General features: G+C 33.6%; 15 protein-coding genes, 1 pseudogene and 1 other annotated feature. Of the genes and pseudogenes, 1 reads left to right on the top strand and 15 read right to left on the bottom strand.

The features are described 5' to 3' along the window. Positions 1-38: 38 nt before the first annotated feature. The 12 genes from VSF34_RS01950 to nrdD all read right to left on the bottom strand — a co-directional run bounded on the left by VSF34_RS01950 (position 39) and on the right by nrdD (position 11,298). Positions 39-977 (bottom strand): hexose kinase, encoded by a 939-nt coding sequence (locus VSF34_RS01950; RefSeq protein ID WP_326717430.1) that lies wholly within the window; start codon positions 975-977, stop codon positions 39-41. Between the two features lie 11 nt (positions 978-988). Then, positions 989-1,972, bottom strand: coding sequence for a tagatose-bisphosphate aldolase (gene lacD, locus VSF34_RS01945; protein WP_326717996.1), 984 nt, complete (start codon positions 1,970-1,972; stop codon positions 989-991). Between the two features lie 19 nt (positions 1,973-1,991). Further along, the gene (gene nagA, locus VSF34_RS01940) at positions 1,992-3,140 is read right to left on the bottom strand and encodes an N-acetylglucosamine-6-phosphate deacetylase (RefSeq protein ID WP_326717429.1); all 1,149 of its coding nucleotides are present in this window, start codon (positions 3,138-3,140) and stop codon (positions 1,992-1,994) included. A 17-nt stretch (positions 3,141-3,157) separates the two neighbouring features. Then, positions 3,158-4,315: an SIS domain-containing protein gene (locus tag VSF34_RS01935; protein ID WP_326717428.1), complete on the bottom strand. Its 1,158-nt coding sequence runs from the start codon at positions 4,313-4,315 to the stop codon at positions 3,158-3,160. A gap of 10 nt (positions 4,316-4,325) precedes the next feature. Then, positions 4,326-5,054: a GntR family transcriptional regulator gene (locus VSF34_RS01930; protein ID WP_326717427.1), complete on the bottom strand. Its 729-nt coding sequence runs from the start codon at positions 5,052-5,054 to the stop codon at positions 4,326-4,328. Between the two features lie 87 nt (positions 5,055-5,141). After that, positions 5,142-6,170 (bottom strand): PTS system mannose/fructose/sorbose family transporter subunit IID, encoded by a 1,029-nt coding sequence (locus VSF34_RS01925; RefSeq protein WP_326717426.1) that lies wholly within the window; start codon positions 6,168-6,170, stop codon positions 5,142-5,144. Beyond that, positions 6,160-6,963, bottom strand: coding sequence for a PTS mannose/fructose/sorbose/N-acetylgalactosamine transporter subunit IIC (locus tag VSF34_RS01920; protein ID WP_326717425.1), 804 nt, complete (start codon positions 6,961-6,963; stop codon positions 6,160-6,162). The genes VSF34_RS01925 and VSF34_RS01920 overlap by 11 nt, the downstream gene beginning before the upstream one ends. 14 nt (positions 6,964-6,977) lie before the next feature. Next, positions 6,978-7,454: a PTS N-acetylgalactosamine transporter subunit IIB gene (gene agaV, locus VSF34_RS01915; protein WP_326717424.1), complete on the bottom strand. Its 477-nt coding sequence runs from the start codon at positions 7,452-7,454 to the stop codon at positions 6,978-6,980. Between the two features lie 19 nt (positions 7,455-7,473). Next, a complete protein-coding gene (yajC, locus tag VSF34_RS01910) occupies positions 7,474-7,749 on the bottom strand; it encodes a preprotein translocase subunit YajC (RefSeq protein WP_326717423.1) in 276 nt (91 codons plus the stop codon). A gap of 1 nt (position 7,750) precedes the next feature. After that, positions 7,751-8,182 (bottom strand): PTS sugar transporter subunit IIA, encoded by a 432-nt coding sequence (locus tag VSF34_RS01905; protein ID WP_326717422.1) that lies wholly within the window; start codon positions 8,180-8,182, stop codon positions 7,751-7,753. 264 nt (positions 8,183-8,446) lie between these two features. Beyond that, positions 8,447-9,025 carry an anaerobic ribonucleoside-triphosphate reductase activating protein gene (nrdG, locus tag VSF34_RS01900; protein ID WP_326717421.1) on the bottom strand — a complete coding sequence of 193 codons (579 nt, stop codon included), beginning with the start codon at positions 9,023-9,025 and terminating at the stop codon, positions 8,447-8,449. A gap of 80 nt (positions 9,026-9,105) precedes the next feature. After that, a complete protein-coding gene (gene nrdD, locus VSF34_RS01895) occupies positions 9,106-11,298 on the bottom strand; it encodes an anaerobic ribonucleoside-triphosphate reductase (protein WP_326717420.1) in 2,193 nt (730 codons plus the stop codon). 607 nt (positions 11,299-11,905) lie between these two features. On the opposite strand from nrdD, the pseudogene VSF34_RS01890 reads away from it, so the two are divergent. Beyond that, positions 11,906-13,074, top strand: a pseudogene (locus VSF34_RS01890) (IS256 family transposase). A gap of 292 nt (positions 13,075-13,366) precedes the next feature. On the opposite strand, the gene rplT reads toward VSF34_RS01890, so the two are convergent. From rplT to infC, 3 genes are all read right to left on the bottom strand, one after another. Beyond that, complete coding sequence (gene rplT, locus VSF34_RS01885) at positions 13,367-13,726, bottom strand: 50S ribosomal protein L20 (protein WP_326717419.1); 360 nt, start codon at positions 13,724-13,726, stop codon at positions 13,367-13,369. A gap of 70 nt (positions 13,727-13,796) precedes the next feature. Then, the gene (gene rpmI / locus VSF34_RS01880; protein ID WP_326717418.1) at positions 13,797-13,997 is read right to left on the bottom strand and encodes a 50S ribosomal protein L35; all 201 of its coding nucleotides are present in this window, start codon (positions 13,995-13,997) and stop codon (positions 13,797-13,799) included. A 25-nt stretch (positions 13,998-14,022) separates the two neighbouring features. Beyond that, the gene (gene infC / locus VSF34_RS01875; RefSeq protein ID WP_326717417.1) at positions 14,023-14,544 is read right to left on the bottom strand and encodes a translation initiation factor IF-3; all 522 of its coding nucleotides are present in this window, start codon (positions 14,542-14,544) and stop codon (positions 14,023-14,025) included. Positions 14,545-14,569: 25 nt separating this feature from the next. Beyond that, positions 14,570-14,707 (bottom strand) — a sequence feature (ribosomal protein L20 leader region). Positions 14,708-14,798: the final 91 nt, after the last annotated feature.

Here is a 14,798-nt window from a genome sequence, read left to right as displayed (position 1 = left end):
CACACCTCTTTAATGACTTCAAGAGGTGTGTTTTTGTTTTAAGCAATTTTATCTACATTAATTTTTGAAAATAATTCATCAAAATGAGCTGGATTAACAAATCCTGTCTGCTCTTGCATGGCGTTTAAAATACCTAGAGTCATTCCTGTTTTGATCACATCTTCAATTGACTTATCTTGTAACAAACCAATGGCAAGTCCTGCTACAGTAGAATCCCCGCTACCTACAGGATTAATGGCTTTTACTTTTGGAATAGACACAACAAATAACTCATCATGATATTTCACCAAAGCCCCATCTGCTCCCTTTGATACTACAATTAAAGGAATACCTTCAAACAAAGAATCCTCCAATAATTCTACTACTGGAATATGTTCCATATCCTCAGCAGATACATTTAATAATTGTGCAATCTCAGTTTCATTAGGTTTGATGGCGTAAGGCTTACTCTTACCTAGTAAGGCTTGTTTTAAACTCTCACCTGAACTATCTAAAATAACTTTAGTCTCACCAGCAGTCAATTTTAATAAATCAGCATAAAACGTATTTGATACACCTTGTGGTAAACTTCCAGACATGGTGACTACTTCTGATTTTTTGATTAAATCACTATATAATGTTAAAAAATCTGCTTGCTCAACTTCTGAAACACTAGGACCTGATTCTAGAATTTCTGTTTGTTTTCCTTCATCATGTAATATGGCAATACAATTTCTTGTAGATCCTCTAATATGAGAAAATTTATGAGAAATCCCCTGCTTATCTAACTCTTCTTGAATAAATATACCTAGTGGACCACCGATTAGACCTGTAGCTATGACAGGCTGATCCATTTGTTGAATCACCCTTGTCACATTTAGTCCTTTTCCACCAGCCGTTTTTTGATAATCATTACAACGATTCACATCATCCGTGTGTAAAGTATTTAAACGGTAAAATATATCAACGGATGGATTCATAGTTATCGTTAAAATCATGAGCTATCTCCTTACTTGACTTTTGTTTCCCAAGAAGTTGCTGTGTCATTAATAACTTCATTTAGTTCTTCAATATTTTGGCGTCCTTGAGTACGTAACCATTCTACAGCAGCATCTGGACCATCTTTTACATATACAGCAACACCGTCTTTCCAAGTAGCACGACCGCATAAAACACCATTAAATGTTGAATCAGCTTCTTTAGCAAAGCGTAGTGTTTCTTGGAATAATTCAGCACTCACTCCTGCACTTAGGAAAATAAATGGCAAATCAGTGATATCACTTTGATCTTTAAAGTGAGCTAGAGCTTCCTCACGTGTATAAACCACGTCAGTATCATTTTCAGCAAATCCCTCCACATAATTCATGTTAACAGGTACTTCTACTTTTAATACATCTACATGATAACGATCTTTTGAAAATTCTTTCATCATCTCATTAACTTTACGTGGCTTTAATTTTGCAAATTCCTTACTACTATTATCATCATTTTTAGCATCATATGATAATAATTCTAGGTAAAACGGAATATCTTCTGCCACACATTCTGATCCAATACGCTCAACAAAAGCATGTTTACGTTCATTGATTTCTTTATCTTCATCTACATCATAGTATAGTAAGAATTTAACTGCATCAGCATTTTCTTCACGAATTCTAAGAACTGACAAATCCGTAATAAGATCTGGGAATCGTCCCACTTCTGTTGTATCATATCCTGTTTGCTCATAAGCAAGCAGTAATCCTGCATCAGCATCACGTACTTTCGAAGCCTGTAAGCCGTATTCTGGATCTAGTAAAATAGATGAAGAATACGGTGTTAATTCTTTTGAAACTAACTCTTTAAACTCAATAATTGCTTTAGTTTCATCTCCTGTAAATCCTTCTTTAGCAAGCATTTTTTTCAGTGCCCCGCGCTGATCAATAGCTAGCGCTGCAATAAACCCATCTTTTGTCGATAATTGTTTCATAGAACGTCTTTTTTTCTCTGTCATAGTCATTTGTCATAACTCCTTATTTTTTATAAACACTTTTGCCATCAATATATGTTTCTAATAATTTAATTTCAGGTGTTATTACTAAAAAATCAGCTGCTTTGCCTTGTCTAATACTTCCACATTTATCAAATATACCGACACTTTTTGCAGGAATCTCTGACCCCATTTTAATAGCTTCAGTAAGTGTAGTAATATCCCAATCCACTACATTTTTCACACCATCTATCAAATGTAGAACACTTCCTGCTAACGAGCCATTTGATTCAAGTCGTGCTGCCCCGTTTTCTACTTTTACCGGAAATTCACCTAAAAAATAGTGCCCATCTACCATACCGCCTGCACGCATACAATCTGTGATAAGAGCTATATTTTTAGTTGTTTTGGTATTAATTAAAATATCAGCAGCGACAGGATGTACATGATGCCCATCACAAATTAATTCACTGACTGTATTTTTGTTGTACATGGCACAACCAACCATACCAGGATCACGGTGATTTAAGCCACTCATCCCATTAAATGTGTGAACAAAAATAGTCGCTCCGGCATCTACTACAGATTGGGCCTGATCATAAGTAGCATCACTATGTGCTAAAGCCACAGCTACACCTTTTGAGACAAGATCTTGAGTAAATTCATTAGCTTGTTCACGCTCAGGAGCTATTGCTATTTTCTTGATTAGTCCATTAGCACTTGCTTGCCATTCATTAAATTCATTTAGAGATGGGTCTTTGAAATAACTTGGATTTTGGGCTCCTTTATGTTTTTCTGTAAAATAAGGACCTTCAAAAAATATGCCTTGGATTTTAGCCCCCTTAATAGTGGTAAGACATTGACTAATAGTCTTGGCAACATCATTAAGCTCATCAAATGAAGCTGTTAATGTCGTTGGTAAAAAGCTTGTCACACCACAGCTGAGTATTCCTTTTGATATTTCATTGATACTTTCAACAGAATTATCCATAACATCAAAATTATTAAACCCATGAATATGAGTATCTACTAATCCTGGAATAATATAATTATCACCATAATCGACTACTTGAGCATCAGGGCTAACTTCTTTAACAACTTTTCCAAAAAAACCATCCGTTATCTCTAAATAAGCATCTGTTACCTCACGGTTTTCTAAAAATATTTTTTTAGCTTTAATATAGTAGGTCATACACATACACCTCTTTTTTATAATTTATGTATTGTCACACCTTGAACTACTCTGTTCACTGTACCTGTTGGGGATGGTGTATCTGGTTTATTCCCTACTTTAACAGCTGTTAACAAACTAACTACTTGTGCTATCATCACATATGGAAGTGCCAAATAAGCATCGCTTAGTATGTAATCTTCATCTAGCAGTAAACTATCTCCTGTATAGCTTGTTTTGTTCTGAGCAATACCAACTACCGATTGAGCGATATCATTTCCTTTTATCTCTTCTAAAATATCAACATCATATTTAGACGTATATAAATCATTGCTAATAAATGTAAATACTAATGTCTGTTCATCAACAAATGATTTAGGCCCATGTCTGAAACCTAGAGATGTATCGTATGAAGTCGAGACTTTTCCAGCAGTCAGCTCAAGTAACTTTAATTGTGCTTCTCTAGTCAGTGCACCCAAACTAGCAGAACCTAAATAAACAACTCGGTTAAAATCTCCATTCAATATTAAATCAATGTTTTCTTCTAAATCACTCACTTGATTTCCCATACTAACCATAGCATCAACTATTTCTTTATGATCTTTATGCTTCTCATCAAAAATAAATAAAGATGTTAATGTCATACAGGTAAAACTACCCGTCATTGCAAACCCTTGGTCATTCGATAATTCTGGCATTAAAATAAGATACGAATGTGGATCGTCTTTAGTATTTTGAGCTAATTTACCTTCTGGGGCACAACTAATAATCAAGTGTCTGATTTCCCTAACAACTTCATTTGCTAACTCAATAGCAGCAACACTTTCTGGACTATTACCACTTCTAGCAAATGACACTAAAACTGTAGGAATATCTTCTTTTAAATAATTATATGGTGCAGAGACAATATCAGTTGTGGGAATAGCTTCAAATATATATTTATCAGTATCTCCATAACGAATTAAATGTGGTCTAACAACATCTCCAGCATAAGCTGATGTTCCAGCACCTGTAAAAATCACTCTAACTTTCTTACCAGTTTCTTCACTAAAATCATGTAAGAATTTATTAACTTTGTGCTCATTTTCCTTATAAATATCTAAAACTTCTTCCCATAACTTCGGCTGTTGTAAAATCTCTCTGGTTGTAATATCTGCATTGTTTTTTTCTAATTTATCTTGTGACCAACGTAGCATAATAATCCTCCTACTTATTACTCCTATTGTGAAGTACCTTATATTTAAATTGATCTGCTTTAGCAACACTTAAGGTATACTCAATAATTTCATTATTTTGATTGTATGTTTTTCTTGTTAAATTTAACACTGCTGAATTTTTTGGAACATCTATCAATTTCGAATCTTTTTGAGTAACTAAACTAGCATAAAACTCTTCCTCAGCATATTTTATATGTTGTTCGTAGTCATCCGGAAAAATATCATACATCGGTTTTTGTTCCAAACGTTCAGCAGTTAATGTTGGAAATTTTTTATATGGTAAATACGATCTTTCAACCATCATCGGTTCATCATCTGCAAGTCTTAGACGCTTCACTTTATAGATTTTTTCTCCGAAATGTATCCCTAAATGCTCGCTAAAATATCTATTACTTTCTAAAATTTCAAATTCTAAAATTTTAGATTCAGGTGTTTTCCCTATAGAACGCATCTGTTCTGTAAAGCTATAAGAACCTGATAAATTTGTAATACTGGTTGATATATTAGATACAAATGTTCCTTTACCAGGTTTTTTATAAATATATCCCAAGTTCTCTAATTCTTGTAAAGCTTGTCTAACTGTTGTTCGGCTAACATCATGAATTTCTGATAATTCTCGTTCTGATGGTAACAAATCATGAGGCGACATCTCTTGCTCTATTTGTTCTCTAATTTTATCTACCAATTGACCATATAAAGACTGTTTTTTATTTTCCATTAATTAAGTTCTCCTCAATATATTTACTAGATATTCAATAACATTGATTATATCACTTAATTTTATTGGGCAAAAATCTGTTAATCCTTACATCGGCCAAATAGAAGGCCAAATACCTAGTCCTGAACCTAATAAGCCTAGAATCAAGACTAATCCGATACATTTAAGTGGTGTCCAACCACGTTTTGCTAATAAAAAGTATAGTAATAATGAAATAGCTAGTGGTATTAACTGCGGTAGTATACCATCTAGTATTTCTTGAATATTAATTGATACATCTTTTTCTTCGTTTTGTGCAAAAACAACCTCATATTCACCATTTTCTAATGGTGTAATACTAGTTCCCTCTTGAAATGCTTCTGTTAAATTTCCACTCTCATCTGTCTCGTACAATTGGGATTCATAATTTTTTAACGCTTCTTCAGAAGGAACGACCGTTGTCACATGTCTAACTTCATTAGTCGTTCCATTAGGAATGTTTACTTCTATTTTTGTAGCACCATAAACAGAGATTAAAGAGCCAACAATAAAAATACCTAAAATACTAGCAGCTCTGGTAAACTCCTTAGCATTTGCAGTTAAAATTCCAATTGCATTAGTTCCCACTTTATAAGACCAATGCATTAGGAAAAATCTTAAAGCAAACTGAGCCCCATTAAAAATTAAAAGGAAAATAAAAGGTGCTGCGATATTACCACTTATAGCCATGTTAGCTGTAATACCTGCTGTAATTGGCACAAGAGTAAACCAGAATAGAGCATCTCCAATTCCCCCAAGTGGCCCCATAGCAGCCACACGAACAGCCCTAATTGTTGGTATATCTGCTTTGTTTTGTTCCATCGATAAAACAATCCCCATAACAAAGTTAACTAAGAAGGGATGTGTATTAAAAAACTCTAAGTTGTGACTCATTGAAGCTGATAAATCATCATCGTTGGTATGTATTTTTTTCAAACCAGGTAAGATTGAATATAACCACCCACCAGCTTGCATACGTTCATAGTTAAAAGATGCTTGTAAGAATAAAGAACGCCAAACCATTTTATTAAGTGTCTTTTTATCCAACTGCGCTGCTGGCTGAGTATCTTTGTAATTATCTGGAATATTATATGCCATCTTCTTCTCCTCCATCATAACTATTTGCACTTTGTGTTTTAAATTTTGTTTGGATTTGGAAATCCCAGAATGCAATAGCAAATCCAATGAACGCTAGGATAATAAGTGCCGGTCCACCCAAGCTTGGTACAGCCATAATGATTGTCGCTAAGGCAAAACCTGCAAATAAGAATCCCCATAGATCCTTAGATAACATAACTTTCATAAGTATTGCAAAACCAACATAACGCATCATACCTCCAGCAGCACTTAATCCTCCCATAAACCATTCAGGAATCATGTTTACCACTGTGTCTCCAAATGTTGCTCCACCAATAAAGAATAAAGTAACAATAACACCAAAGAATAAACCAACAGCCCCCATAGATAAATAGTTAATTCTATCAATACCTTTCGTATCAGCTTTTTCAGCATATTTATCTGCAACTGACATAACAGGTGACATTAACGAGAAGATCAACGTTACTGCATATTGCCCTAATAAAGAAAATGGTATTGCTGTTGCTACGGCAGCAGTCGAATCAAGTTTTAGTGTAATTGACAAGATACTTGCCATAATCCCTCCAATAACAGCATTAGGCGGTTGTGCTCCACCTACTGGCATATTACCAATTGTCATTAATTGATAAGTCCCTCCAACAATCAGACCTGTTTGAACATCTCCCAAAATTAATCCAATAACTGGACCAGTTACAATCGGTTGATACAATGATTCCAAAAAATTGAATTGATCAATGGCAACAATAAATGTAAAAATAAATATTAATAAAATCTGCATAAATGAGTAATCCATTATAAACTTCCTTTCTATTTATATAGTTTAGAAATATCTTCTACAGCTGTTGATGGAACTCGTTGAATCTCTAATTTAACACCCTCCTCTTCTAACTTACGAAATGCTTGTATATCTGCTTCATCAACTGCTACAGTTGTTGCAACTTGGCGTTTACCTTCTGCCATATGCATATTTCCAATATTAACTTTTTTAATATCTACCCCACCTTCAACTAGCTTCAAAGCATCTTCAGGTGTTTCGACTATAATAAAAATTTTTTGTCTATCAGCAGCCTTACCAATAACATCAATTGTTTTTTGAATTGAAAAATATCTTGTAGCGACCCCTGTTGGAGCTGCCATATCCATCAAACCTTGCCTAACCTTATCATTTGCCACTTTGTCATTTGCTACTAAGATTAAATTCGCCCCAATAGTGCCGCACCACTGAGTTGCTACTTGTCCGTGAATTAATCGATTATCTATTCTTGTTAATAGAATATTTGCCATTTGTAATTCCTCCAATTTATTATTTAATTATTTTTGTAATGCTATACCTTGATACCTCTATGATTGCACCTGATTTAACTTTTAAATCAATGGTATCTTCATTTATTTTGTCAACGCTACCATAAATACCATTTAAGACAATGACTTTATTACCAATTTTTAGGTTTTCATGAATCTCACGATAATGATTTTTCTGTTGCTTCATGTTTCTCATGTTTACTAAATACACAACTAAAATGATTAGTACGATAATAATGATCACTGCTATTGATGAATATAAAATATTTTGCCACATATCAGATACCATCTTCCTCTTCAACAATAATTTCCTTTGGTATGTCACCTAGCACTGTTCCTAATTTAGATGTTTCTATTAATTTAGTTAATACTTCTTTAGGTTCATCATCTGCCCAACGCTGTACAACGAACTCTAAAAGAATTGGTAAATTTGTCCCAGCAATCACAAAAATATTAGGCTTATCTGAGCTTAATAACATTGATGTGTTAAATGGTGTACCACCTAATAAATCAGTAAATACAATTAGCGTTTCCTCACCTTTAGTCAGTTCATCCATGTGATCTATTATCTTATTTTGATAATTTTCTAATGAATCGTCTTCTAAGAATGGAATGGCTTTCATTTTTTCTTGACTACCAGCAATCATCTCTAAAGCATTTAACATACCTATTGAAAATGTACCATGACCTGTAATTATGGCATTAAACATTTTTTCATCTCCTTAATTGTATTGTTACTACCAACTGGTAGTAACCACTTAAATAAAGTGTAAACCCTTTCTATAATATTGTCAACTTTTTTATAAAAATAAAAAAACATATCAACCAAATTCATTGATATGTTTTACTATTATTAGATTTAAAAATCCTTTTCATGCGTATTGAAGTCCCAATTAATATCTTCTATTTAAATAATAGAATTAAGCCTTTCAATGCTAAATTCTATTTTAATCATGTCCCATAAAATACCTTGCTCACCTCTCATACGCTTCCTGATCAATACATTTTTCCCAAATCACAGCACTGCCTTTTCTTAGAGATTTTTTCACATCAATTAAACGCTGATTACTGCTTCCTCTAAACTGCAGGGATAAATCACGCTTTTCAAGTTCAAATCTCCCGTCTACTAACACATCAACTAAAGAAAGCAACTCCAATTTATCCTCTGACTCTTGTAACAATTCCTCAAAAGTATAACCTGTCCACGACCAAATATCTTTAGTATCCCCTAACTCTTCTTTAACACGCTTTACTAATGATAGACAAACACCTGTATTTAAAAAAGGTTCTCCGCCAAGTAAGGTCAACCCTTGGACGTAATCTTGACTCAAATCTTCGATAATCTGATCTTCTAATTCTTTAGTATAAGGCGAGCCGTATTTAAAATTTTGAATGGCTTTATTAAAACAACCCTTGCAAGCAAACAAACAACCACTCACATAAATACTGCATCTGACTCCTTCACCATCAACAAACATAAAAGGTTTATAATCAGCAATATAGCTTTGGCTATACTGACTTGCCAGCCACTCTTTAGGCTTGGGATTTTTCATCTTTCTAATCCTCCTAAAAATAAGAGGGTTGACAACGCGTCACCCCACTTAATTTTGCGAATATTTAATTTATAAGCAAATCACTTCATATGTTTCACACGAGCTGAGATTTCTTTATGGCGACCTTGAACCATTGGACGAGCTTGTGGGTTACCCAAATAACCACATGTTCTTTTCACCACATCACAAGTTTTTGGATCTCTATTGTGACAATTTGGACATTCAAAACCACGTTCAGTCGGATTAAAATCTCCTTCAAACCCACACTCATAACAACGATCAATTGGGGTGTTGGTTCCAAGATAACCTACTTTGTCATAAGAATAATCCCAAACAGCTTCTAGAGCCTTCCTATTTTGTTGCAAAACAGGATATTCACAGTAATGAATAAAACCTCCTGAACAAAACTCTGGGTAATCTTTTTCAAAAGATAACTTCTCAAATGGTGTTGGATTTTTTCTCACATCATAATGAAAACTATTTGTATAATAGTCTTTATCAGTAATATTTTCGACTACACCAAATTTTTCCGTATCAATTCGGCAGAATCGATCTGTTAGACTCTCACTAGGTGTCGAATATACGCTAAAGTGATAATCATACTCATCACTCCAAGAGTCTGTTTGACGTTTTAAATATTTTAAGATATTAATAGTAAACTCTTTCGCTTCTGGGTTGTCTTCCCAGTCTCCTCCGTAAAAGGCTGAGGCCACTTCATAAAGTCCAATGTAACCAAGAGATACTGTTGCTCGTCTATGCTTAAACAGTTCATCGACCGATTGATTTTTTTTCAGTCTTTCACCAAATGCTCCGTACATATAAAGAATCGGTGCATTTTCTGGGATGGCTTCTTTACAGCGATTCACTCTAAACAACAACGCATCTTCAGCAATCTCTAAACGTTCATCTAAAATTGACCAAAATTTCTCCATATCACCACTTGCTTCAAGAGCTATTCTAGGTAAATTAAGTGTCACAACACCTAAGTTCATACGTCCAGCATTTACTTCTTCCCCTTGATCATTTTTCCAACCTTGTAAGAAAGACCTGCACCCCATCGGTACTTTAAAACTACCAGTCAGCTCAACTAGTTTGTCATAGTTTAAAATATCAGGGTACATTCTTTTAGTGGCACACTCTAAGGCTAATTCTTTAATATCATAATTAGGATCACTATCTTTAAGATTGACACCATCTTTAATAGTAAAGATTAATTTTGGGAAAATCGCTGTACGATGTTCTCCCCCCAGCCCTTTAATTCTATTTAGAAAAATCGCACGCTGAATTTCTCGCTCGAACCAATTTGTTCCAAGGCCAAATCCTAATGATGTAAAGGGAGTTTGCCCATTTGATGTGAATAGTGTATTAATCTCATATTCCAGACTTTGCATCGCATCATAAATATCTTTTTGTGTTTTTTCTTTGGCATAAGCATCATGCTTACTCGTATCTTCAATCCACTCTTTAGCATCACTTAGATGCTTGTCATAATTCTTCTTAGCAAATGGCGCTAAAAATTCATCAATTCTATCTGCTGAACATCCTCCGTATTGACTTGAAGCCACATTAGCAATAATTTGAGAAATTTGAGCTGTAGCCGTTTGAATCGATTTAGGTGATTCCACTTCAGCATTTCCAATTTTAAAGCCATTATTTAGCATGCCTTTAAAATCAATTAAGCAGCAATTTGTCATAGGTGAATACGGATGATAGTCTAAATCATGATAATGAATATCCCCTTTTTGATGAGCATTAGATACATGAGCTGGTAATAGTTTTAACCCAACTGATTTACCGACTATCCCGGCTGTTAGATCACGTTGTGTGTTAAATACATTACTATCTTTATTGGCATTTTCATTGACTAGTCTAGAGTCTTTATTAAGAAGCTTATCAATCGTCACGTTGATGTCAGTGGACTGACTTCTAGCAAAATCACGATTTGTTCGGTAGTTAATATACTCCTTGGCTAAATCATATTCTCTATTTTCTAGTAAAGTATGTTCCACAATATTTTGAATTTCATAAATTTTAATGTCTGTTTTAAATCTACTTTTTATCTCATTCACAATTTTAGTAACTAGCATCTCTATTTTTTGTAATGACAATGGGCTTATTTCACCATTAATTTTTGACTCTGCTTTTAGTAGCGCTGAAGTAATTTTCCCCTCTTCAAAACTAACTGTACGTCCATCGCGTTTAATCACCTGAATGGTTTCTGTTAGTTTTTCGTTACTTTTTTCACGTGTATTTAGTCGGTTTATTTCTATCATGCTCACCTAACTCCTTCTTTATTCTCAATACCTATCATATAGTATCCCCTCCTTTTTTTCAACTAGATAAATCTATATATAGTATTATATTTATATAAAAAAACCATTGACAACTATATATAGTTTCTTCTTGTAAATATTTAAAACACAAAAAAAAAGCTTACTCCCCTATCTAGTAAGCTTTTTTATATTATTTTGTGAAATTTTCATCTAATTAAAATCATTTATTTTTTGTACGGTTTCGTCTTTTTGATGCTAATGATTTTTTACCTTTTTTACTTTTTTTAGATTTATTTTGTTTAGCTGATTTTTCATGTAATTTCCGGTTTTTTCTTATGAGGTAAAAAGCAAGCAAGATAAAGGCTAATAGTATCGCAATTAAAGCCACAGTCATCCACGGGAAAGGGGCCGGTTTTTCATCAAGAGCAGCAGTATCATTTAATTCTTTGGCCTAATCTTTTTCAATGGTAAATTTTTTCTTTTCTTCCCACTTATTCTCAGATAGCATAAAATATTTTGTGTAAATAAAAATTTAGGGTAGAAAAAAAGAAAGTCCATTCTGTAAAATTAAAGTTACCACACAGAAATTTTACAGGAAGACTTTCTCATGAATAATTTTACTACAGAAATTATGGAAACACTAATCAATAAAGGTGATTTGGATGATTTGTTTCGCCATCATCTAGAGCTAGCTATTAATTCATTATTAAAAGCTGAACTGACAGCATTTCTTGACTATGAAAAATATGATAGATCTGGAGTTAATTCAGGTAATTCCCGAAATGGGAATGATTCACGTTCATTTAAAACGGAGTATGGAGAACTAAATTTAGTAATCCCTAGAGATAGGAATGGTGAGTTTTCTCAACAAACATTACCTGCTTATAAAAGAACCAATGACTCTTTAGAAACGACTATTATTCAGCTATTTCAAAAAGGAATAACGATGTCTGAAATCTCTGATTTAATTGAAAAGATGTATGGTCATTATTACACGCCACAAACTATTTCAAACATAAGTAAAATTGTATCTGAAGATGTTTTAGCTTTTAAAGAAAGAACTTTAGAGGCTAAATACTCAGTTATTTTTATGGATGCTACTCATATTCCAGTAAAAAGGAAAACCGTAGCAAAAGAAGCTATTTACATAGTAATTGGTATCCGGTTAGATGGAACCAAAGAAGTTCTAGGATTTACTACTACTCCAACTGAATCTGCCTACATTTGGAAAGAGATACTTCAAGACCTAAAAGACCGTGGTTTAGAAGAGGTTTTATTAGTTGTAACTGATGGTTTAAGCAGTATTCACGGATAGCATCCATAGTGTCTATCCAAATGCTCAATTTCAACAATGTTGTGTTCATGTCTCTAGAAATATTGCTCATAAAGTTCGTGTTAAGGATAGAAAAGAAATCTGTGATGATTTTAAAACTGTCTATCAAGCTCTTTCAAAAGAGGAAGCAATTGAACAAGTAACTTTTATGACAGAAAAATGGAAAAAGCAGTATCCACGAGTTGTGAAGTTACTCATGAATCCTGCTATATTAACTTTCTATAACTTCCCGCCATCAATCAGAAGAACTATCTACTCAACTAACTTGATTGAGGGATTCAATAAACAGTTAAAAAATATAAAAAGAGAAAAGAACAATTTCCTAATGAAGAATCTCTGGAGAGATTCCTTGTTTCTCAATTCAATGAATATAACCAAAAGTTTTTAGGTAGAGTCATAAAGGATTTAAGGAAATTCAAGATACATTAGAATCAATGTTTTAACTTAAAATAATGGAATGGATTTTCCATTTACACATAATTCTTGACGCAACCTTTCAAACTACATACATATTTAATTACGTATATATACACTAAAACAAACATAATAGTGAAAAATTAATATAATGAGTGAAAATATAGTTATAAACATAAATGATAGCCAAAAATAATCGTTATACGATGTATAACAAGCACTATATAGGATAAATCAAGCAGAATATATTTTACCTAGTTTAAGTAAATATCATAAAACAATAAAAAACCTCACCATCACTGGTAAGGTTTTTTCATTTCATTATTTAGCTAATTCTGCTTTAGCTGTTTCTGCTAAGCTTGCAAAAGCAGCTGGGTCAGAAATAGCGATGTCAGCTAACATTTTACGATTCATATCAATGTTTGCTAATTTTAATCCATGCATGAATTTAGAGTAGCTTAAACCGTTAATACGAGCTGCTGCGTTAATACGAGCAATCCATAATTTACGGAAGTTACGTTTTGTTTGACGACGATCTCTAAATGCATAAGTATGAGATTTCATCACTTGTTCTTTCGCTGTTCTATATAATCTATGTTTTGAGCCGTAATAGCCTTTAGCTAACTTAAGTACCTTTTTACGACGCTTACGTGATACTTTTCCACCTTTTACACGTGCCATGATAATTCCTCCTTGAGTTGTTCACTTTATAATTCTTTGAAGTTTTTAGTTATTATCAGCAACTAAAAAATTATTTCATACGAGTCAATTGTTGACGGATACGTTTGTAGTCTCCTGCTGAAACCATTGCTGGACGACGTAATTGACGACGTTGTTTTTTAGTTTTCCCGTGGAAACGGTGACTTGTAAACGCATGATGTCTCTTTAATTTTCCGCTACCAGTACGTTTAACACGTTTAGCTAGTCCGCGGTGAGTTTTCATTTTTGGCATGATATTTTCCTCCTCAAATCCTATACTACTTATCTGTTTTTGGTGCTAACATGATAAACATGCTACGACCATCCATTTTCGCTTTCTGTTCCACGTTAGAAATATCTTTCGTTTCTTCAGCTAAGCGTTCCAAGACTTTCTGACCAATTTCTTTATGAGTAATCGCACGACCTTTAAAACGGATTGAAGCTTTCACTTTATCGCCCTTTTCAAGGAATTTACGCGCATTACGCAATTTGGTATTAAAATCATTGATATCAATCGTTGGACTTAGTCGTACTTCTTTAACATTAATGACTTTTTGTTTTTTACGGGCTTCGCGTTCCTTTTTCTGTTGCTCAAAACGGAATTTTCCATAATCCATTACTTTTGCAACTGGGGGCTTAGCTGTTGGAGCCACTACTACTAAATCTAAATTTGCTTTGGCAGCAATATCTAGGGCTTCAGCTTTAGTTTTGACACCTAACTGCTCTCCGTCTGCTGCAATTAAACGTAGTTCTCTTGCACGAATGCCGTCGTTCACCATAATATCTTTTGCTATGGTCATTCACCTCCGAATTTTTTAGAGAAAAACACAGAAAAAAACGAGTTCTTTATTTGAATAAAGACCCCGCACCAACATAATTTTTGATAAAACTATCAAAATTCATCTATCTAGCCCAGTAATATCATATTACTCAGGCGAGAAGCGGGTGCTTCTGCTTCAATTTCTCAACTCCATTAGTATACGAAAGATATGATTGAAAGTCAACATATTTTTCATTATTTATTTCAAAGTATCATTCGAAAGTGATAATGTCC

This window comes from Vagococcus jeotgali (assembly GCF_035918315.1).
GTDB classification, from domain to species: domain Bacteria; phylum Bacillota; class Bacilli; order Lactobacillales; family Vagococcaceae; genus Vagococcus; species Vagococcus jeotgali.
This window is presented reverse-complemented; position numbering and strand designations above follow the sequence as displayed.

Coding starts and splice junctions, on each gene's coding strand:
- VSF34_RS01950 (WP_326717430.1), bottom strand. CDS start 977: ATGATTTTAACGATAACTATGAATCCATCCGTTGATATATTTTACCGT.
- lacD (WP_326717996.1), bottom strand. CDS start 1,972: ATGACAGAGAAAAAAAGACGTTCTATGAAACAATTATCGACAAAAGAT.
- nagA (WP_326717429.1), bottom strand. CDS start 3,140: ATGACCTACTATATTAAAGCTAAAAAAATATTTTTAGAAAACCGTGAG.
- VSF34_RS01935 (WP_326717428.1), bottom strand. CDS start 4,315: ATGCTACGTTGGTCACAAGATAAATTAGAAAAAAACAATGCAGATATT.
- VSF34_RS01930 (WP_326717427.1), bottom strand. CDS start 5,054: ATGGAAAATAAAAAACAGTCTTTATATGGTCAATTGGTAGATAAAATT.
- VSF34_RS01925 (WP_326717426.1), bottom strand. CDS start 6,170: ATGGCATATAATATTCCAGATAATTACAAAGATACTCAGCCAGCAGCG.
- VSF34_RS01920 (WP_326717425.1), bottom strand. CDS start 6,963: ATGGATTACTCATTTATGCAGATTTTATTAATATTTATTTTTACATTT.
- agaV (WP_326717424.1), bottom strand. CDS start 7,454: ATGGCAAATATTCTATTAACAAGAATAGATAATCGATTAATTCACGGA.
- yajC (WP_326717423.1), bottom strand. CDS start 7,749: ATGTGGCAAAATATTTTATATTCATCAATAGCAGTGATCATTATTATC.
- VSF34_RS01905 (WP_326717422.1), bottom strand. CDS start 8,182: ATGTTTAATGCCATAATTACAGGTCATGGTACATTTTCAATAGGTATG.
- nrdG (WP_326717421.1), bottom strand. CDS start 9,025: ATGAAAAATCCCAAGCCTAAAGAGTGGCTGGCAAGTCAGTATAGCCAA.
- nrdD (WP_326717420.1), bottom strand. CDS start 11,298: ATGATAGAAATAAACCGACTAAATACACGTGAAAAAAGTAACGAAAAA.
- rplT (WP_326717419.1), bottom strand. CDS start 13,726: ATGGCACGTGTAAAAGGTGGAAAAGTATCACGTAAGCGTCGTAAAAAG.
- rpmI (WP_326717418.1), bottom strand. CDS start 13,997: ATGCCAAAAATGAAAACTCACCGCGGACTAGCTAAACGTGTTAAACGT.
- infC (WP_326717417.1), bottom strand. CDS start 14,544: ATGACCATAGCAAAAGATATTATGGTGAACGACGGCATTCGTGCAAGA.